Raw genomic sequence first — 18,057 nt, 5'->3', positions numbered from 1 at the left:
GCGGGATATTTGATTAACCCCTTACCCCGCGCGGCGAGACTGCGTGGGGAGATGACGCGGATTTATAACTATGCGCATTCCCCGCATTTATCACCCAGAACCCATCACCGCCGGCAGCCAGATTTCCCTGTGCGAAGATGCCGCCAACCATATCGGACGCGTTTTGCGGATGGGGCCAGGTCAGGAACTGCAGCTGTTTGATGGCAGCAATCAGGTTTTCGCCGCTGAAATCACCCGCGCCAGCAAAAAAAGCGTCGACGTAAAGGTGCTACATGGCGAGATTGACGATCGTGAATCGCCGCTGCACATCCATCTTGGCCAGGTCATGTCGCGCGGCGAGAAGATGGAGTTCACCATTCAGAAATCGATCGAACTGGGTGTAAGCCTCATTACGCCACTTTTTTCTGAACGCTGCGGCGTTAAACTGGACAATGAACGTCTGAACAAGAAGCTCCAGCAGTGGCAGAAAATCGCCATTGCCGCCTGCGAACAGTGTGGTCGTAATCGGGTGCCGGAAATTCGCCCGGCGATGGATCTGGAAGCCTGGTGTGCAGAACAGGACGAGGGGTTGAAACTGAACCTCCATCCCCGCGCCAGCGACAGTATCAACACATTGCCGCTTCCGGTTGAGCGCGTTCGTTTGCTGATTGGCCCGGAAGGTGGGCTGTCAGCAGAGGAAATTGCCATGACCGCACGCTATCAGTTTACTGATATTCTGTTAGGACCTCGCGTTCTGCGTACTGAGACAACTGCGCTCACCGCCATTACCGCGCTTCAGGTGCGATTTGGCGATCTGGGCTAACGGAGAAGAATAATGATCAAGCTCGGCATCGTGATGGACCCCATCGCAAGCATCAATATCAAGAAAGATTCCAGCTTTGCTATGCTGCTGGAAGCGCAACGTCGTGGTTACGAACTTCATTATATGGAGATGGCCGATCTTTATCTGATTAACGGTGAAGCCCGCGCCCGCACGCGTACCCTGAGCGTCGAGCAGAACTATGATAAATGGTATGAGTTTACCGGCGAGCAGGATCTGCCGCTGGACGCCCTCGACGTCATTCTGATGCGTAAAGATCCGCCGTTTGATACCGAGTTCATCTACGCCACCTATATTCTGGAACGCGCGGAAGAAAAAGGGACGCTGATCGTCAACAAGCCGCAGAGCCTGCGTGACTGTAACGAAAAGCTGTTCACCGCCTGGTTCTCTGACCTGACGCCGGAAACGCTGGTCACTCGCAACAAAGCGCAACTGAAGGCGTTCTGGCAGAAGCACAGCGATATTATTCTCAAGCCGCTTGACGGCATGGGCGGCGCGTCGATCTTCCGTGTTAAAGAAGGCGACCCGAACCTCGGCGTGATTGCGGAAACCCTGACCGAGCATGGTACCCGCTACTGCATGGCGCAGAACTATTTGCCAGCCATTAAAGATGGCGACAAACGCGTGCTGGTCGTCGATGGCGAACCGGTTCCGTACTGCCTGGCGCGCATTCCGCAGGGTGGCGAGACCCGTGGCAACCTGGCCGCTGGTGGTCGCGGCGAACCACGTCCGTTAACCGAGAGCGACTGGGAAATTGCGCGCCGTATCGGGCCGACGCTGAAAGCCAAAGGACTGATTTTTGTCGGTCTGGATATCATTGGCGATCGTCTGACCGAGATTAACGTCACCAGCCCGACCTGTATCCGCGAGATTGAAGCCGAATTCCCGATCTCCATCACCGGGATGCTGATGGACGCCATCGAAGCACGTTTGCAAAAATAATCAGCCATGAACCAGTGCTGTAGGCCTGATAAGCGTAGCGCCATCAGGCATTAAGACACCGATGCCGGAGGGCGACACAGGCGTCTTATCCGGCCTACAGTAGTGACATCCGTGCGCTTTACCCACATACTGACCCCTGTTGCTTTTTTGAACCAGGAAACAGAACCTCTGACAATGAATTTACAGCATCACTTTCTTATTGCCATGCCTGCTCTCCAGGATCCGATTTTCCGCCGTTCAGTGGTGTACATTTGCGAACATAACGAAGATGGCGCAATGGGGATTATTGTGAATAAGCCTCTGGAAAATCTCCAGATTGAAGGGATTCTGGAAAAACTAAAAATCGCGCCAGAACCGCGCGATCCGGCGATCCGTCTGGATAAAGCAGTGATGCTTGGCGGCCCGTTAGCGGAAGATCGCGGGTTTATCCTGCACACGCCGCCGTCGCGTTTTGCCTCCAGTATCCGCATCTCGGATAACACCGTCATCACCACGTCTCGCGACGTGCTTGAAACCTTAGGCACGAATGAGCAACCTGCCGATGTGCTGGTCGCGCTCGGTTACTCCTCCTGGGAGAAAGGCCAGCTTGAACAAGAGCTGCTGGACAACGCCTGGCTGACTGCCCCTGCCGATCTCAATATCCTGTTTAAAACACCGATTGCCGATCGCTGGCGTGAAGCCGCCCGACTGATCGGTATCGACATCCTGACGATGCCCGGCGTGGCGGGGCATGCCTGATGAGTGAAACATTACTGGGCTTTGATTTTGGCACCAAAAGTATCGGCGTGGCGATTGGTCAGCGGGTAACCGGCACAGCGCGCGCCCTGCCCGCGATTAAAGCGCAGGACGGTACGCCGGACTGGAACCTGATCGAACGCCTGCTCAAAGAGTGGCAACCGGATGAGATCATCGTTGGCCTACCGCTGAATATGGACGGCACCGAGCAACCGCTCACTGCGCGCGCGCGCAAGTTCGCCAACCGCATTCACGGGCGTTTCGGCGTTACGGTCACCTTACACGATGAGCGACTCAGCACCGTCGAGGCACGCTCCGGCCTGTTTGAGCAGGGCGGCTATCGCGCGCTGAATAAAGGTAAGATCGATTCCGCCTCCGCCGTTATCATTCTCGAAAGTTACTTCGAGCAGGGCTACTGATCCCATACGTTGCTTAAAGCCGTCCTTGTGCCTGTCGCTGTTGCAGGCTCTGGGCAAAGGTCATCATCCCCATCTGCTGCCCGGTCTGAATGACATGGGGTAACTGATGGGACTTCCCTTCCCGAATCAAATTCCCCGCTGCCGGCGTGTTGATCAGCAGTTCATACAGCGCAACGCGCCCCTCCTGCTTGTCGGGCTCCAGTTTCTGCGACAGTACGGCGCGCAGACTGCCTGCCAGTTGGCTGCGCACCGGGTCTTTTTCCTGCGCCGGAAAAGAATCAATCAGTCGCTCGATCGCCTGCGCGGCACCGCGTGTATGCAGCGTCGCCAGCACCAGATGCCCCGTTTCCGCCGCCGTTAGCGCCAGACGAATGGTCTCGCTGTCGCGTAGCTCTCCCAGCAAAATCACATCCGGATCTTCACGCAGCGCCGCGCGTAAACCGGTGGCAAATGAGGCGCAGTGCAGTCCTGCTTCACGCTGCTGAATCAGGCAGCGCTGGCTGGTGTAGATATACTCGATGGGATCTTCCAGCGTCAGAATATGTCCATCGATATGCTGATTCAGCCACGTGACCATCGCCGCCAGGGTAGTTGATTTTCCGCTGCCTGTCGCCCCAGTCACCAGAATCAAACCATTCTCGCTGCGGAGCAGTTCGGGCAGCACAGAAGGCGTCCCCAGCGTTTCCAGCGTCGGGCACTGCGTCGGCAGCAGCCGTAGCGCCAGCGACGTCCCCTGCCGCTGGTGAAAGGCGCTGGCCCGCAGGCGCTGGTTATCCGCGAGCGAAACCGCGAAATCCAGTTGCCCATTTTGTCGTAACGCCGCCTGCTGCCCCTCATCCAGCCAGTCCGCTAGCAGTCCGGTAATGTCGGTTGCGGTAAAGGGTGCACGCTCCATGCGTCCCCGTTTTCGCCAGCGTGCAGGCCACGCATTGCTTAGGTGTAGATCCGAGACGTTATGCTTTACACTAAGGGCCACAATTTCTTCCATATTCATAGACAGATCCTCGGAAAATGAACGATATCGCGCATAACCTGGCACAGGTCCGGGACAAAATCTCAGCCGCCGCATCGCGTTGCGGGCGCGCTTCAGAAGAAGTTACGTTACTTGCAGTGAGTAAAACCAAACCTGCGAGCGCCATCGAAGAAGCCATCGCCGCTGGTCAGTTAGCCTTTGGTGAAAATTACGTGCAGGAAGGGGTGGAGAAAATTCGCCACTTTCGCGAGAAAGGCATTGCCGGCCTGCAATGGCACTTTATCGGCCCGTTACAGTCCAACAAAAGCCGTCTGGTGGCCGAGCACTTTGACTGGTGCCATACTCTCGACCGCCTGCGCATTGCTACCCGGCTGAACGAACAGCGTCCGGCAGAACTGGAACCGCTGAACGTGCTGATTCAAATCAACATTAGCGATGAAAACAGCAAGTCCGGTATTCCACTGGAGGAACTGGACGCACTTGCCGCTGAGGTCGTCGAATTACCGAATCTTCGTCTGCGCGGTCTGATGGCGATCCCTGCCCCTGAGTCAGATTATGTAAGGCAGTTTGAAGTTGCCCGCCAAATGGCTGTAGCATTTGCCGGGCTGAAGACGCGCTATCCTGACGTCGATACCCTGTCGCTGGGTATGTCGGATGATATGGAAGCCGCCATTGCGGCGGGTAGCACGATGGTACGTATCGGCACCGCCATTTTTGGTGCACGTGATTACACAAAAAATTAAGGAAATCTGAGGAACGCCATGAATACGTTGACCTTCTTGCTCTCAACGGTAATTGAGCTGTACACCATGGTGCTGTTATTGCGCGTGTGGATGCAATGGGCTCGCTGTGACTTTTATAACCCTTTCTCCCAGTTTGTGGTGAAAGTGACGCAACCGATTATTGGGCCGCTGCGCCGCATTATTCCCCCGATGGGACCGGTCGACAGCGCATCGCTGCTGGTTGCGTTTATCCTCAGCTTTATCAAAGCGATAGTGCTATTTAAAGTGGTGACGTTCCTGCCGATCGTCTGGATCGCCGCTGTGCTGATCGTGCTCAAAACCATCGGCCTGTTGATCTTCTGGGTGCTGCTGGTGATGGCTATCATGAGCTGGGTAAGCCAGGGCCGTAGCCCGATTGAGTATGTGCTGATTCAACTGGCCGATCCGCTGCTGCGCCCGATTCGTCGCATTCTCCCGGGTATGGGCGGCATCGATTTCTCGCCAATGATTCTCGTCCTGCTGTTGTACGTGATCAACATGGGGATTGGCGAGGTTCTGCAGGCAACCGGTAATATGCTGCTGCCGGGGCTGTGGATGGCGCTATGAGTGCCGTAACCCGCTGCGATGATGGACTGGTTTTACGGCTCTATATTCAGCCGAAAGCCAGCCGCGACAGCATTGTCGGTTTACATGGCGACGAACTGAAAGTCGCCATTACCGCCCCGCCGGTGGATGGCCAGGCGAACAGTCATCTGGTGAAGTTTCTCGGTAAGCAGTTCCGCGTGGCAAAGAGCCAGGTTGTCATTGAAAAGGGCGAACTTGGCCGCCATAAACAGGTTAAAATCATTCATCCGCAACAGATCCCGCCAGAAGTCGCGGCATTAACTGATTAGGTATCCTATGCAAAAAGTAGTCCTCGCAACCGGCAATGCCGGTAAAGTGCGTGAGCTCGCGTCGCTGCTCAGCGATTTCGGGCTTGATGTGGTAGCGCAAACGGATCTCGGCGTCGATTCTGCCGAAGAGACCGGGCTAACCTTTATTGAAAACGCGATCCTGAAAGCGCGCCATGCCGCACAAATCACCGGTTTACCGGCGATTGCCGACGACTCCGGTCTGGCCGTTGACGCGCTGGGCGGCGCGCCGGGCATCTACTCCGCGCGCTATGCCGGTGAAGACGCGAGCGATCAACAGAACCTGGAAAAGCTGCTGCATACCCTGAAGGATGTGCCGGACGAACAGCGTCAGGCGCGCTTCCACTGCGTGCTGGTCTATCTGCGTCATGCTGACGATCCTACACCGCTGGTGTGTCACGGCAGTTGGCCGGGCGTGATTGCGCGTACGGCATCAGGCAACGGCGGCTTTGGCTATGACCCAATCTTCTTCGTGCCTTCGGCAGGTAAAACCGCTGCCGAACTGACGCGTGAAGAGAAAAGCGCGATTTCCCACCGTGGACAGGCGCTGAAGCTACTGCTGGAAGCCTTACGTAATGGTTAAGTTGCCGCCGCTGAGTCTTTACATTCACATCCCGTGGTGCGTGCAGAAATGCCCGTACTGCGATTTCAACTCGCATGCATTAAAAGGTGAAGTCCCGCACGATGATTACGTCCAGCATTTGCTGAGCGATCTCGACGCTGACGTCACGTATGCGCAGGGCCGCGAAGTGAAGACGATTTTCATCGGTGGCGGTACGCCGAGCCTGCTTTCCGGCCCGGCGATGCAAACGCTGCTCGATGGCGTGCGTGCGCGCCTGAATCTGTCAGCGGATGCGGAAATTACGATGGAAGCGAATCCGGGTACGGTCGAAGCCGATCGCTTTGTCGATTATCAGCATGCCGGGGTAAACCGTATTTCTATCGGCGTGCAGAGCTTTAGCGAAGCAAAACTGAAGCGTCTGGGACGCATTCACGGCCCGCAGGAGGCCTGCCGCGCGGCGAATCTCGCCAGCGGTTTAGGCCTGCGCAGCTTTAATCTCGATTTAATGCACGGCCTGCCGGACCAGTCACTGGACGACGCCCTGGATGACCTGCGCCAGGCAATTGCGCTGAATCCGCCGCATCTCTCGTGGTATCAACTGACGATTGAACCGAATACGCTGTTTGGTTCCCGCCCGCCGGTGTTACCGGACGATGATGCACTGTGGGACATCTTCGAACAGGGCCACCAGTTGTTAACCGCCGCAGGTTATCAGCAGTATGAAACCTCAGCCTATGCCAGACCGGGCTACCAGTGTCAGCACAACCTGAATTACTGGCGCTTTGGCGATTATCTCGGCATCGGCTGCGGCGCACACGGTAAAGTCACGTTCCCCGATGGCCGCATTCTGCGCACCACCAAAACGCGCCATCCGCGTGGCTATATGCAGGGACGTTATCTGGAAAGTCAGCGCGATGTGGAGCAGGTCGATAAACCGTTTGAATTTTTCATGAACCGATTCCGTCTGCTGGAAGCCGCCCCCCGCGCTGAATTTACGCAGTATACGGGACTGAGTGAAGAGGTAATTCGTCAGCAGATCGATGACGCCATAGCCCAGGGGTATCTGACCGAATCCGCTACGCACTGGCAGATCACCCGGCACGGAAAACTGTTTTTAAATTCGCTGCTTGAGCTGTTTCTCCCCGAATGATTCTGGATGCGCCGGTGGCGCATCCCTCCCATTACCGGAGAACTCCGTGGCGTCGTAATTCATCGGTCTCTTTTTTCCAGCGATCATAGCCTTCATTGATATCGTCAATCTTGATATGCAGATCCGTCTGCTGCATACGAAGTTTAGAGGCAGCTATGTTCAGCGGATACTGTCCTTTTTCATACGCGATCCAGTCAGCTAGCGCTTTTCGGCTGAGTTCTTGCGATTTCAGAAAGACCTGCCGTCTTTGCTCTTGTATATCGAAATCTCTCTTTTGCTGAATGGGCGTTTCATAACAATTGTCACTCTTTTTATGACATGCGTCTAACGCTGGCTGATACACTTCTTTTGCATATTTCTCGGCAAACGCACTGCTGTCGTTCGCTTTGACAAAGTCATCGCGCACTTTAAACATCTTGTGGAATGCCTCTTCCCGGGTCAGTTTTTTACCATCAGACGCTTTACCCCAATAGTCATCGGCCTTTTGTTGAGCAACAGCTATTTGTTTATCCAGCGTTTTTATTTGTTCTTCGAGGTGGGCGATCGACTTTTTCTGCGCGATATATGAAGCATCAATTTGACTGAATCGGTAGTTAAAATCATCTCCATTTACGATGAGATATTTATCGTTGGTTTTAATATCAGTAATAACCCGCCCTTCATTGCTGGCTGCCGCTTGAAAGGAATAGAAATTCACCCTCCAGCCGGAAGCAGGTGTCCCTGTACTGGTTAACATCGCGGAAAATTTAACCGGTCGATCTTTTATCCAGGTACGTTCCACAAAGTAATAATCCGCAGCCATACCGATGCCGGTATAAAGATCATCACTGGAAGAGACGTCGCCCTCCGCAGACCAGGTGGCCTGATTACCAGTGGAATCAAGATTTTTTAAGGTGACAGAATTCAGTTTAAGCACGCCGTGATACTGCTTACTAAACGCATCTTTCAAGACGCAATCGCCAGGTTGAGCGACTTCCGCCCAGCTATAACCTGAAACCAGCGTAAAAAACGCCGCACCTGCTATCCATTGTCGAAACATTTGCGGACCTCCCGTCCAGAATAATGCTAACCGCCACCATCATAATTAAAATGATCGTTAGCAGATTAATGATTCACTGGTCAGAGAGATATTTCAGAAAACTGCCCCAGCCGCTTGACTGGGGCATCAGCGATTAATACTGATTAAACATCGTCTGGATCTGTTTCGGATCTTTAGTCTGAGTCAGCGCCAGTTGCAGCAGTACGCGTGCCTTCTGTGGGTTCAGAGAACCAGAGGCAACGAAACCGTACTTCGCATCATCGATTTCAGCATCCTGCGTGGTTGAACCAGTCGGTACGCGGGAAGAACGCACTACAACAGTTCCTTTATGCGCTGCGGTTGCCAGCGTATCGAAGACCGTTTTGTACAGGTTGCCGTTACCCACACCAGCGCTCACAATCCCATCATAACCGGCATCCACCAGCGCTTTTGCCGGCAGATCGGAAGCATTCGCGTAGTTATAGACGATACCGACCTTCGGCAGTTCATTCAGCTTAGAAACGTCGAACGGCGTGGAGGTGGTGTGCTTACGCGCAGGCGTACGCTGGTAGTCGATTTTACCGTTATGAATGTAGCCCAGCGGTCCGTAGTTAACGGATTTGAAGGTCGCCACATCGGTGGTGTTGGTTTTGGTCACGTCGCGCCCGTCAAGCACGGTGTCATTCATCACGACCAGCACGCCACGGTTGGCAGAGGCTTTATCCGCCGCTGTCACTACCGCGTTATAGAGGTTGAACGGACCGTCCGCGCTCATTCCGGTAGACGGACGCATTGCGCCAACCAGCACTACCGGCTTGTTGCATTTCACGGTCAGATCGAGGAAGTAAGCGGTCTCTTCCATGGTGTCAGTACCGTGGGTAATCACGAAGCCGTCGGTGCTGTCACACTCGTTATTGATCTTTTTCGCCAGGGTTAACCAGACGTCGTCGTTCATATCCTGCGAACCGATATTGACAACCTGCTCACCCTTAACGTTAGCGATATCCTTAAGTTGAGGAACGGCTTTGACCAGATTCTCTACGCCAACTTTGCCCGCCGTATAGTTGGATTTGGTTGCGGAGTCACCGCCACCGGCAATCGTCCCGCCGGTCGCTAAAATGGTAACGTTCGGTAAGGCGAGTGCTGCACCGCTGAAACCCATTACCAGTGCTGCCAGTGCCGTTTTCCTGAAAAACTCCATGTTATTTCTCCAGTTACGTGAATTTGCCGCATTATCCCAATGCCAGAGCTGAATAATGTGATTTCATCCAATTAACCAGACAAATGTATCTATCAGATTGTTAAATTTAGAGGTGGATATCAAAACGAAGCGGAAAGGCAAAAGAAAATGGCACAGAGGCGATCTGTGCCATTGTTTTATATGAAAAGTTTATTTAAGCGTGCTGACCAGCGCCTTGCGGTTATCTTCCAGCGTCACCACGCGGTTGCAGACATCTTTACCGAACTGCTGGAAATCTTTTTCCTGATTCTTCCATTCGGTCTGGATCGCGGATTGTAATCCGCCGAGGCTGCCCAGCACGCCCTGCAGTGGATTCCCACCGCCTTTCAGAACGGCTTTCGCCCCCATCTCGTTGATGCTGTCCTGCAAAATGCCGCCCATCGCCTGATTCACCAGTTGCTGACCGTCGGCACGCACCTGATCGATAGCTTTATAGTGGAAGGTCAGACCGTCGGTACGATGCTCGATAATCCGGTTCATCTGCTCTTTCAACTGGGCATCCAGTTTCGTCAGACGCCCCCGCATGTTACTGCTCTCGCCCACTTCTTTGGCGATAATTTTATCCAGCGCCACGCGCCCTTTTTCGACACGGTTTCTGGCACCTTCATCAATCCACGGCAGCGCGCTGCGCAGTTCGGCCTGGTAATCTTTCGCCTGCTCGCGCTGTGCGGCGCTCAGCGTGTACTGCTTACCGTTGTACATCACATTGCCGTCCGGCGTGATCACCAGGTTGCCGTTTTCACCCTTCACCTGCACCGTTTGCGGGCTCAGAATCACATCGTCACGCGGCGTGACGCTGCACTGGTAGTCTGCATGAGCGGTCATCGCCGTTACAGAAAGGGCTGCCGCCAGCAGCGTTTTGCGCATCATAACTTTCCCTCAAGACAAATCGGGCCAGCAAATGCTGGCCCCGTATGCGTAGTTAGTCCCACCAAACGTCGAAAAGTTCGCTGGTACGCACTTCTTCAAGTTTGTGTTCTTCCAGCCACTTACGCACAATCGCCTGATGTTCTTCAGTGCATTTGCCGATTTCCTGCATGCAGATCAGACCTTCCCAGGCCAGATAACCGCTGCCGTCAAAAGCCAGTTTGTTCGGTTCAATAACGTCATTGATAAAGTCATCAACGGTTTTATCAACCTGCTCTTCAGATGTACCTTCCGGGAAACGCCATGCTACCGAAAATCCTAATTCCTGGAATTCGTCGATATGCATTTTTTTACGCAGACGACGGCTACGGTTCTTTGCCATTATTTCACCCTCTCGAACATTAAGTCCCATACGCCATGACCAAGACGATGGCCACGTTGTTCAAATTTGGTTACCGGGCGCGATGGTGGGCGCGGTACGTAATCGTGACTCTCTGACAGGTTTTTATATCCGTCAATGGAGGACATCACTTCAAGCATGTGCTCGGCATAGGCTTCCCAGTCAGTCGCCATGTGGAACACGCCGCCCAGCTTCAGTTTGCTTTTGACCAGCTCGGCAAACGGTACCTGAACGATACGGCGTTTATTATGACGTGCTTTGTGCCACGGGTCAGGGAAAAAGAGCTGAACCATCGTTAAAGAATTGTCAGGAATCATTTTATGCAGCACTTCGACTGCGTCATGGCACATCACACGCAGGTTCTCAACGCCCTCGTCATGGGCCGACGCCAGACATGCGCCCACACCAGGCGAGTGAACTTCAATACCGAGGAAATTTTGCTCCGGACGCGCTTTCGCCATTGCCACCAGTGAGGCGCCCATACCGAAGCCAATCTCCAGCGTAACCGGCGCTTCACGGCCAAACAACGTCGCGAAATCCACCGGCTCTTCGCTGAATTCAACGCCCATCACCGGCCAGTAGTTTTCCAGCGCGTGCTCCTGCCCTTTGGTCAGCCGCCCCTGGCGACGAACAAAACTACGAATCCGGCGCAGTGGACGGCCGTTTTCATCAAATTCCGGTGAGATGACGTCGTTTTTCATAAAAGTTAAGTCTGCTTGTGATTAAGGTCTGAAAACGGGCATTATCCAAAGTTAGTTGCCGGATGCAAGTAAAGGAAGCGCTCACGCTGCGGAAAGTTCCGGTTTACACCCTGTTGCCTCTGTGCTGCAATCTTGCCCCCAACAATAATGAATTCGGTGACCATGCAAGCGTCTCAATTTTCAGCCCAGGTTCTGGACTGGTACGATAAATACGGGCGAAAAACCCTGCCCTGGCAAATTGATAAGACGCCTTACAAAGTATGGCTCTCAGAAGTGATGCTGCAACAGACCCAGGTGACGACGGTCATTCCTTACTTTGAACGGTTTATGGCCCATTTCCCGACGGTGACCGATCTCGCCAACGCGCCGCTGGACGAAGTGCTTCACCTGTGGACGGGGCTCGGTTACTACGCCCGGGCGCGCAATCTGCACAAGGCGGCGCAACAGGTAGCCACGCTGCATAACGGCGTATTCCCTGAAACCTTTGAAGACGTGGCGGCGCTCCCCGGCGTCGGGCGTTCAACCGCCGGCGCCGTGCTGTCACTCTCGTTGGGTCAACCTTTTCCGATTCTTGACGGCAACGTTAAACGCGTGCTGGCGCGCTGCTATGCTGTTAGCGGCTGGCCGGGTAAAAAAGAGGTTGAGAAAAAACTCTGGGATCTGAGCGAGCACGTTACCCCGGTGAAAGGTGTGGAGCGTTTTAACCAGGCGATGATGGATTTAGGCGCGATGGTGTGTACACGCTCAAAACCGAAATGCTCGCTGTGCCCGTTGCAGAACAGTTGTGTCGCCTGTGCGAATGACAGCTGGTCACTTTACCCTGGCAAGAAACCGAAACAGACGCTGCCTGAGCGGACAGGCTATTTTCTGCTGCTGCAACATCAGGACGAGGTCTTACTGGCTCAACGCCCGCCAAGCGGATTGTGGGGTGGGTTATTCTGTTTCCCACAGTTTGCCAGTGAAGAGGAATTACGGGAATGGCTGGCGCAACGGCATGTGAACGCTGATAATTTGACCCAACTTAACGCGTTTCGCCATACCTTCAGCCATTTCCATCTGGATATTGTGCCTATGTGGCTTACTGTGTCTTCATGCGGTTCATGCATGGATGAAGGCAACGCGCTCTGGTATAACTTAGCGCAACCGCCATCTGTTGGCCTGGCGGCTCCGGTGGAGCGTTTATTACAGCAGTTACGTACCGGTGCCCCCGTTTAACGCACCGGACGATGAAGAGGATAAGTTATGAGCAGAACGATTTTTTGCACTTTCCTGCAGCGTGAAGCAGAAGGACAGGATTTCCAGCTGTACCCGGGCGAACTGGGAAAACGCATTTATAACGAGATTTCAAAAGAAGCGTGGGCGCAGTGGCAGCACAAGCAGACTATGCTTATCAACGAAAAGAAACTCAATATGATGAACGTCGAGCATCGCAAGCTGCTGGAACAAGAGATGATCAACTTCCTGTTTGAAGGCAAAGACGTGCATATCGAAGGTTATACGCCGGAAGATAAAAAATAAGCACGTTGCCGGATGGCTCAACGCTGTCCGGCAACACCGCACAACGACAAACACAACACGCACTCCCGGAATGATGAAAAAATTTCTCGCGCTTGCCGTTATTGCGCCGTTGCTCATCTCCTGTTCCAGTTCGACCAAAAAAGGCGATTCTTATAATGAAGCCTGGATCAAGGATACCAACGGTTTTGACATTCTGATGGGGCAGTTTGCCCACAACATTGAAAATCTGTGGGGCTATCAAGAAGTGCTGATCGCCGGTCCAAAGGACTACGTGAAGTACACCGATCAGTACCAGACCCGCAGCCATATTAACTTTGACGACGGGACCATTACCGTTGAGACCATCGCCGGGACTGAACCTGCGGCACATTTGCGGCGCGCCATCATTAAAACGTTGCTGATGGGTGATGATCCCACCTCCGTCGACCTCTACTCTGATGTCGATGACATTCAGATCTCCAGAGAGCCGTTCCTGTACGGCCAGGTGCTCGATAACACAGGTCAGCCGATCCGCTGGGAAGGCCGGGCGACGAAATTCGCCGATTACCTGCTGCAAACGCGGATGAAAAGCCGCAGCAACGGGATCCGCATGATTTTCAGCGTGACAATTAACCTGGTGCCGAATCACCTGGATAAACGTGCGCATAAATACCTCGGCATGGTGCGCAAGGCATCCCATAAATATGGCATTGATGAGTCGCTGATTCTGGCGATTATGCAGACGGAGTCATCCTTCAACCCATACGCAGTAAGCCGTTCCGATGCGCTGGGGCTGATGCAGGTGGTTCAGCATACCGCCGGGAAAGACGTTTATCGTTCCCAGGGCCGCTCCGGTATCCCGAGTCGCAGCGAACTGTTCGATCCAGCCAGCAACATAGATACCGGCACCGCCTATCTGGCGATGCTCAACAATGTCTATCTGGGCGGCATCGATAACCCAACGTCACGACGCTATGCGGTGATCACCGCTTACAATGGCGGGGCGGGCAGCGTACTGCGCGTCTTCTCCAGTGATAAAGTGCAGGCCGCGAATATCATCAACAGCATGACGCCAGGGGATGTGTACCAGACGTTAACCACGCGTCACCCCTCTTCTGAATCGCGCCGTTATCTGTATAAAGTCAATTCCGCGCAAAAAACCTATCGGCGGAACTGATGCTTCTCTTCCCCGCTCCCGGTAAAACGGCGAGCGGGCGACACAAAACGTGACAAAAGTCACTTTTTCGCATTGCAAAAAGGTATTGTTTTGCAATTATTTGTCACAGGTAACAAAAAATCACCCATTGTCGTTGATAGAATCACATCATACAGTCACGGCATTTGTGCCAATCGAAACATTCATTCGCCTTCCTGTGTGAGGAAATTAACATGAATCTTAAGCTGCAGCTGAAAATACTCTCCTTTCTGCAGTTCTGCCTGTGGGGAAGTTGGCTGACCACCCTCGGCTCCTATATGTTTGTCACCCTCAAATTTGACGGTGCTTCTATTGGTGCTGTCTATAGCTCGCTGGGGATCGCGGCGGTTCTGATGCCGACCCTGTTGGGGATCGTGGCGGACAAATGGCTCAGTGCAAAGTGGGTTTACGCCATCTGTCACGTGGTGGGTGCAGTGACGCTGTTCATCGCCGCTGAAGTCACGACGCCGGGTGCGATGTTCTTTGTGATCCTGCTTAACTCACTGGCATATATGCCAACGCTTGGGCTTATCAACACCATTTCCTATTACCGCTTGCAGAACGCAGGCATGGACATCGTTACTGACTTCCCGCCGATTCGTATCTGGGGCACCATCGGTTTCATCGCCGCCATGTGGGCCGTGAGCTTCTCCGGTTTCGAACTGAGCCATATGCAGCTGTATATTGGCGCGGCGCTCTCTGTGATGCTGGTGCTGTTTACGTTGACCCTGCCGCACATTCCGGTGGCGAATCAGCAGAAGAATCAAAGCTGGACTTCTATGCTGGGTCTGGATGCCTTCGCGCTGTTTAAAAACAAGCGTATGGCTATCTTCTTCATCTTCTCAATGATGCTCGGCGCAGAACTGCAAATTACCAACATGTTCGGGAACACCTTCCTGCACAGCTTCGACAACAACCCGCTGTTCTCCGGAAGCTTTATCGTTGAGCACGCGTCGGTGATGATGTCGATCTCGCAGATCTCCGAAACCCTGTTCATCCTGACCATTCCGTTCTTCCTCAGCCGTTACGGGATCAAGAACGTCATGCTGATCAGTATCGTGGCGTGGATGTTGCGCTTCGGCTTGTTCGCCTACGGCGACCCGAGCCCGTTTGGTACCGTGCTGCTGGTTCTGTCGATGATTGTTTACGGCTGCGCCTTCGACTTCTTCAACATCTCCGGTTCGGTGTTCGTTGAGAAAGAAGTTCGTCCGGAAATCCGCGCCAGTGCGCAGGGCATGTTCCTGATGATGACCAACGGCTTCGGCTGTATCCTCGGCGGCGTGGTAAGCGGGAAAGTGGTAGAGCATTACACCCTGAACGGCATTACCGACTGGCAGACCGTGTGGCTGATTTTTGCCGGCTACTCACTGGTTCTGGCCTTTGCCTTCGTGGCGCTGTTTAAGTACAAGCACGTTCGCGTCCCGACCGGCACGCAGACCGTCGCACATTAATCTCTCTGCCGGATAAGACGCTTTTGCGTCTTATCCGGCCTACTCCGATACACCTGGCCGGATAAGCGCAAGCGCCATCCGGCATTCTCTTTCGATTATTTCAACACATATCCGTATAACCGTTTAATGCCATCGGCATCGGTTTCACTATAAACGCCCTGCAACTCCGGCGAGAACCCAGGCAGCATATTCACCCCCTCTTCCAGCGCCAGGAAATAACGCTGTACCGCACCGCCCCAGACTTCGCCCGGCACTACGCACAGCACGCCCGGAGGATACGGCAGCGCCCCTTCCGCCGCGATACGGCCTTCGGCATCACGAATGCGCACCAGTTCAACATCACCACGAATAAAGGCGCTGTGGGCATCCTGTGGGTTCAGCGCCACCGTCGGGAAACTCTCCTGACGGAACATCGCTTTTTGCAGATCCTTCACGTCAAAACTGACATACAGATCGTGCATCTCCTGACACAGTTCGCGCAGGGTGTAGTCGCGATAGCGCACCGGATATTTATTGAAGATAGTCGGAAGCACCTGTGCAAGCGGCGTGTCGTCTTCGATATGCTGTTCGAACTGTGCCAGCATCGCCGTTAAATGCGCCATTTTTTCGGGACTCTCGGCGGGCGTCAGCAGGAACAGAATCGAGTTGAGATCGCACTTCTCCGGCACAATACCGTTTTCACGCAGGTAATGGGCCAGAATGGTGGCCGGAATACCAAAATCAGTATAACGTCCGGTCTGCGCATCAATACCCGGCGTGGTGAGCAGCAGCTTGCACGGATCGACAAAATACTGATCGTCGGCATACCCTTCGAAGCCGTGCCATTTCGCTCCCGGCGCAAAGCTGAAGAAACGCCGCTCGCGGGCAATCACCTCGGTGGGATACGACTGCCACGCCTTACCCTCCACAACTGGCGGAATGAACGGCACAAGCAGCTTACAATGGGTCAGGATAGCCTTACGCGCCTCAATCCCCAGCGTCACGCACTCTGCCCACAGACGTCGACCACTCTCCCCTTCGTGGATTTTGGCATTGACATCCAGCGCGGCAAACAGCGGGTAGAACGGACTGGTTGAAGCGTGCAGCATGAACGCATTGTTCAGCCGCTTATGCGGACAGAAACGCGCCTGGCCACGAATGTGATTATCTTTCTTGTGGATCTGCGAGGTCTGTGAGAACCCGGCCTGCTGTTTATGCACCGACTGGGTGACGAAAATACCCGGATCGTTTTCATTCAGCTCCAGCAGCAGCGGCGAGCCGTCGGCCATCATTGGGATAAACTGCTCATAGCCGACCCAGGCAGAGTCAAACAGAATGTAGTCACAAAGATGACCGATTTTGTCGATCACCTGACGGGCATTGTAGATCGTGCCGTCGTAGGTTCCCAACTGGATGATTGCCAGCCTGAAGGGACGCGGCAACTCTGCCTTTTCTGCGGCTATGTCGCGGATCTGTTCGCGCAGATACGCTTCATCAAAGCAGTGTTCATCGATCCCACCGATAAAACCAAACGGGTTACGGGCAGCCTCCAGATATACCGGAGTCGCCCCCGCCTGAATAAGCGCACCGTGGTGATTCGATTTGTGGTTGTTGCGATCGAACAGCACCAGATCACCCCGCGTCAGCAGCGCATTGGTGACCACTTTATTCGCCGCTGACGTGCCGTTCAGGACAAAATAGGTTTTATCGGCATGGAAGACTTTGGCGGCAAACTTTTGCGCATCTTTGGCTGACCCCTCGTGAATCAGCAAATCCCCCAATTTCACGTCGGCATTGCACATGTCGGCACGAAAAACATTTTCACCAAAGAATTCATAGAAATGACGCCCGGCTGGGTGCTTTTTAAAGAATGCGCCGTGCTGATGTCCCGGACAGGCGAACGTGCTGTTTTTCATTTCCACATACTGCGTCAGCGTGTCGTAAAACGGCGGCAGAAGGTCTTCCTCATACAGGCTGGCGGCAGATTCCAGCTCCAGCCACTCCTGCGCAGTACCGCGAATAACGGCGGTCGCGCCTGCGGGTAGAGCTATGTTCTCTTCGGTGAGAATAAAGACCGGCAGATGAAAGCCCGTGCGTTTGAGTAACGCAAGAATGCCGCTACGGCTATCGGTAACGGTCATGACGACGGCAGCGACATCGGTAAAGTCGGTACTGTCCAGCGCCACAACGCCGCGATGAGTAGATAAACAAGAAACCAGTTCACTACTGGCGGCAATGTTCATTGATTTCATAAGCGCAAAAACCCGTTTCGGGAGAATAAGAGTCCCGGACAAGGCTCATTGCCCTGCCCCACGAGATGTTTAGGTCAAACTGGTCACCAGCTCCGACCGCCAGACATCAGTAAAAGCAGACCGTTTCTGATTTTACTGTTGTCCTGCAGTGAGCATACGTTGCCCTCACCGCATGGTGAGTAAGAGGGAAGGAATAACGAGAAGGGGCAGCCATCGCGCTAAC

General features: G+C 53.9%; 20 protein-coding genes. 13 read left to right on the top strand and 7 right to left on the bottom strand.

Annotation, left to right across the window (positions count from 1 at the left end; genetic code table 11):
* Positions 1-70: 70 nt before the first annotated feature.
* From rsmE to ruvX, 4 genes are all read left to right on the top strand, one after another.
* Entirely contained in the window at positions 71-802 is a 732-nt protein-coding gene (gene rsmE, locus ACQ0PY_RS04165; RefSeq protein WP_042998055.1) for a 16S rRNA (uracil(1498)-N(3))-methyltransferase, read from the top strand.
* 12 nt (positions 803-814) lie between these two features.
* Positions 815-1,762 carry a glutathione synthase gene (gene gshB, locus ACQ0PY_RS04160; RefSeq protein WP_044255655.1) on the top strand — a complete coding sequence of 316 codons (948 nt, stop codon included), beginning with the start codon at positions 815-817 and terminating at the stop codon, positions 1,760-1,762.
* A 174-nt stretch (positions 1,763-1,936) separates the two neighbouring features.
* Positions 1,937-2,500 carry a YqgE/AlgH family protein gene (locus ACQ0PY_RS04155; RefSeq protein ID WP_042998057.1) on the top strand — a complete coding sequence of 188 codons (564 nt, stop codon included), beginning with the start codon at positions 1,937-1,939 and terminating at the stop codon, positions 2,498-2,500.
* Positions 2,500-2,916 (top strand): Holliday junction resolvase RuvX, encoded by a 417-nt coding sequence (gene ruvX, locus ACQ0PY_RS04150; RefSeq protein ID WP_109739854.1) that lies wholly within the window; start codon positions 2,500-2,502, stop codon positions 2,914-2,916. Before ACQ0PY_RS04155 ends, ruvX begins: the two co-directional genes overlap by 1 nt.
* A 13-nt stretch (positions 2,917-2,929) precedes the next feature.
* Here the strand turns inward: ruvX and ACQ0PY_RS04145 are convergent, their stop codons facing one another.
* On the bottom strand, positions 2,930-3,910 hold the full coding sequence (locus ACQ0PY_RS04145) for a type IV pilus twitching motility protein PilT (protein WP_061070563.1): 981 nt from the start codon (positions 3,908-3,910) through the stop codon (positions 2,930-2,932).
* A gap of 17 nt (positions 3,911-3,927) precedes the next feature.
* Between ACQ0PY_RS04145 and ACQ0PY_RS04140 the strand changes: the two genes are divergently transcribed.
* The 5 genes from ACQ0PY_RS04140 to hemW are packed head-to-tail and all read left to right on the top strand — an operon-like array spanning position 3,928 to position 7,234.
* On the top strand, positions 3,928-4,632 hold the full coding sequence (locus ACQ0PY_RS04140) for a YggS family pyridoxal phosphate-dependent enzyme (RefSeq protein WP_061070564.1): 705 nt from the start codon (positions 3,928-3,930) through the stop codon (positions 4,630-4,632).
* Positions 4,633-4,650: 18 nt separating this feature from the next.
* Positions 4,651-5,217: a YggT family protein gene (locus tag ACQ0PY_RS04135; RefSeq protein ID WP_042998061.1), complete on the top strand. Its 567-nt coding sequence runs from the start codon at positions 4,651-4,653 to the stop codon at positions 5,215-5,217.
* Complete coding sequence (yggU, locus tag ACQ0PY_RS04130; protein ID WP_044255664.1) at positions 5,214-5,504, top strand: DUF167 family protein YggU; 291 nt, start codon at positions 5,214-5,216, stop codon at positions 5,502-5,504. The genes ACQ0PY_RS04135 and yggU overlap by 4 nt, the downstream gene beginning before the upstream one ends.
* Positions 5,505-5,511: 7 nt before the next feature.
* Positions 5,512-6,105 (top strand): XTP/dITP diphosphatase, encoded by a 594-nt coding sequence (locus ACQ0PY_RS04125; protein ID WP_044263976.1) that lies wholly within the window; start codon positions 5,512-5,514, stop codon positions 6,103-6,105.
* Positions 6,098-7,234 carry a radical SAM family heme chaperone HemW gene (gene hemW / locus ACQ0PY_RS04120; RefSeq protein WP_042998064.1) on the top strand — a complete coding sequence of 379 codons (1,137 nt, stop codon included), beginning with the start codon at positions 6,098-6,100 and terminating at the stop codon, positions 7,232-7,234. Before ACQ0PY_RS04125 ends, hemW begins: the two co-directional genes overlap by 8 nt.
* Before the next feature lie 31 nt (positions 7,235-7,265).
* On the opposite strand, the gene ACQ0PY_RS04115 is transcribed toward hemW, so the two are convergent.
* From ACQ0PY_RS04115 to trmB, 5 genes are all read right to left on the bottom strand, one after another.
* Positions 7,266-8,273, bottom strand: a complete 1,008-nt coding sequence (locus ACQ0PY_RS04115; protein WP_109739853.1) for a DUF1202 family protein — start codon at positions 8,271-8,273, stop codon at positions 7,266-7,268.
* A gap of 133 nt (positions 8,274-8,406) precedes the next feature.
* Positions 8,407-9,453 (bottom strand): L-asparaginase 2, encoded by a 1,047-nt coding sequence (gene ansB, locus ACQ0PY_RS04110; protein ID WP_042998066.1) that lies wholly within the window; start codon positions 9,451-9,453, stop codon positions 8,407-8,409.
* Positions 9,454-9,642: 189 nt separating this feature from the next.
* Positions 9,643-10,362, bottom strand: a complete 720-nt coding sequence (locus tag ACQ0PY_RS04105) for a YggN family protein (protein WP_109739852.1) — start codon at positions 10,360-10,362, stop codon at positions 9,643-9,645.
* Between the two features lie 52 nt (positions 10,363-10,414).
* Positions 10,415-10,741, bottom strand: coding sequence for a YggL family protein (locus ACQ0PY_RS04100; protein ID WP_042998068.1), 327 nt, complete (start codon positions 10,739-10,741; stop codon positions 10,415-10,417).
* Complete coding sequence (trmB, locus tag ACQ0PY_RS04095; RefSeq protein ID WP_042998069.1) at positions 10,741-11,460, bottom strand: tRNA (guanosine(46)-N7)-methyltransferase TrmB; 720 nt, start codon at positions 11,458-11,460, stop codon at positions 10,741-10,743. The genes ACQ0PY_RS04100 and trmB overlap by 1 nt, the downstream gene beginning before the upstream one ends.
* 162 nt (positions 11,461-11,622) lie before the next feature.
* Between trmB and mutY the strand changes: the two genes are divergently transcribed.
* From mutY to ACQ0PY_RS04075, 4 genes are all read left to right on the top strand, one after another.
* Positions 11,623-12,675 (top strand): A/G-specific adenine glycosylase, encoded by a 1,053-nt coding sequence (gene mutY / locus ACQ0PY_RS04090; RefSeq protein ID WP_109739851.1) that lies wholly within the window; start codon positions 11,623-11,625, stop codon positions 12,673-12,675.
* Between the two features lie 27 nt (positions 12,676-12,702).
* A complete protein-coding gene (locus ACQ0PY_RS04085; protein ID WP_042998071.1) occupies positions 12,703-12,978 on the top strand; it encodes an oxidative damage protection protein in 276 nt (91 codons plus the stop codon).
* 73 nt (positions 12,979-13,051) lie between these two features.
* Positions 13,052-14,134, top strand: coding sequence for a membrane-bound lytic murein transglycosylase MltC (gene mltC, locus ACQ0PY_RS04080; protein ID WP_072040062.1), 1,083 nt, complete (start codon positions 13,052-13,054; stop codon positions 14,132-14,134).
* Positions 14,135-14,346: 212 nt separating this feature from the next.
* The gene (locus ACQ0PY_RS04075) at positions 14,347-15,603 is read left to right on the top strand and encodes a nucleoside permease (protein WP_044255678.1); all 1,257 of its coding nucleotides are present in this window, start codon (positions 14,347-14,349) and stop codon (positions 15,601-15,603) included.
* 95 nt (positions 15,604-15,698) lie between these two features.
* On the opposite strand, the gene ACQ0PY_RS04070 is transcribed toward ACQ0PY_RS04075, so the two are convergent.
* Positions 15,699-17,834 carry an ornithine decarboxylase gene (locus tag ACQ0PY_RS04070; protein WP_109739850.1) on the bottom strand — a complete coding sequence of 712 codons (2,136 nt, stop codon included), beginning with the start codon at positions 17,832-17,834 and terminating at the stop codon, positions 15,699-15,701.
* Positions 17,835-18,057: the final 223 nt, after the last annotated feature.

Source organism: Citrobacter sp. LST-B2, from assembly GCF_057983045.1.
Note: the sequence above shows the minus strand (reverse complement) of the source record. Positions and strands in the feature narration are given on the sequence as shown.

What these genes read in the sequence shown, in the direction of transcription:
- rsmE (WP_042998055.1), top strand. Translation starts at nt 71, where the DNA reads ATGCGCATTCCCCGCATTTATCACCCAGAACCCATCACCGCCGGCAGC.
- ruvX (WP_109739854.1), top strand. Translation starts at nt 2,500, where the DNA reads ATGAGTGAAACATTACTGGGCTTTGATTTTGGCACCAAAAGTATCGGC.
- mutY (WP_109739851.1), top strand. Translation starts at nt 11,623, where the DNA reads ATGCAAGCGTCTCAATTTTCAGCCCAGGTTCTGGACTGGTACGATAAA.
- ACQ0PY_RS04155 (WP_042998057.1), top strand. Translation starts at nt 1,937, where the DNA reads ATGAATTTACAGCATCACTTTCTTATTGCCATGCCTGCTCTCCAGGAT.
- ACQ0PY_RS04085 (WP_042998071.1), top strand. Translation starts at nt 12,703, where the DNA reads ATGAGCAGAACGATTTTTTGCACTTTCCTGCAGCGTGAAGCAGAAGGA.
- ACQ0PY_RS04140 (WP_061070564.1), top strand. Translation starts at nt 3,928, where the DNA reads ATGAACGATATCGCGCATAACCTGGCACAGGTCCGGGACAAAATCTCA.
- trmB (WP_042998069.1), bottom strand. Translation starts at nt 11,460, where the DNA reads ATGAAAAACGACGTCATCTCACCGGAATTTGATGAAAACGGCCGTCCA.
- ACQ0PY_RS04075 (WP_044255678.1), top strand. Translation starts at nt 14,347, where the DNA reads ATGAATCTTAAGCTGCAGCTGAAAATACTCTCCTTTCTGCAGTTCTGC.
- mltC (WP_072040062.1), top strand. Translation starts at nt 13,052, where the DNA reads ATGAAAAAATTTCTCGCGCTTGCCGTTATTGCGCCGTTGCTCATCTCC.
- ACQ0PY_RS04115 (WP_109739853.1), bottom strand. Translation starts at nt 8,273, where the DNA reads ATGTTTCGACAATGGATAGCAGGTGCGGCGTTTTTTACGCTGGTTTCA.
- gshB (WP_044255655.1), top strand. Translation starts at nt 815, where the DNA reads ATGATCAAGCTCGGCATCGTGATGGACCCCATCGCAAGCATCAATATC.
- ACQ0PY_RS04135 (WP_042998061.1), top strand. Translation starts at nt 4,651, where the DNA reads ATGAATACGTTGACCTTCTTGCTCTCAACGGTAATTGAGCTGTACACC.
- ACQ0PY_RS04100 (WP_042998068.1), bottom strand. Translation starts at nt 10,741, where the DNA reads ATGGCAAAGAACCGTAGCCGTCGTCTGCGTAAAAAAATGCATATCGAC.
- ACQ0PY_RS04125 (WP_044263976.1), top strand. Translation starts at nt 5,512, where the DNA reads ATGCAAAAAGTAGTCCTCGCAACCGGCAATGCCGGTAAAGTGCGTGAG.
- hemW (WP_042998064.1), top strand. Translation starts at nt 6,098, where the DNA reads ATGGTTAAGTTGCCGCCGCTGAGTCTTTACATTCACATCCCGTGGTGC.
- yggU (WP_044255664.1), top strand. Translation starts at nt 5,214, where the DNA reads ATGAGTGCCGTAACCCGCTGCGATGATGGACTGGTTTTACGGCTCTAT.
- ansB (WP_042998066.1), bottom strand. Translation starts at nt 9,453, where the DNA reads ATGGAGTTTTTCAGGAAAACGGCACTGGCAGCACTGGTAATGGGTTTC.
- ACQ0PY_RS04145 (WP_061070563.1), bottom strand. Translation starts at nt 3,910, where the DNA reads ATGAATATGGAAGAAATTGTGGCCCTTAGTGTAAAGCATAACGTCTCG.
- ACQ0PY_RS04105 (WP_109739852.1), bottom strand. Translation starts at nt 10,362, where the DNA reads ATGATGCGCAAAACGCTGCTGGCGGCAGCCCTTTCTGTAACGGCGATG.
- ACQ0PY_RS04070 (WP_109739850.1), bottom strand. Translation starts at nt 17,834, where the DNA reads ATGAAATCAATGAACATTGCCGCCAGTAGTGAACTGGTTTCTTGTTTA.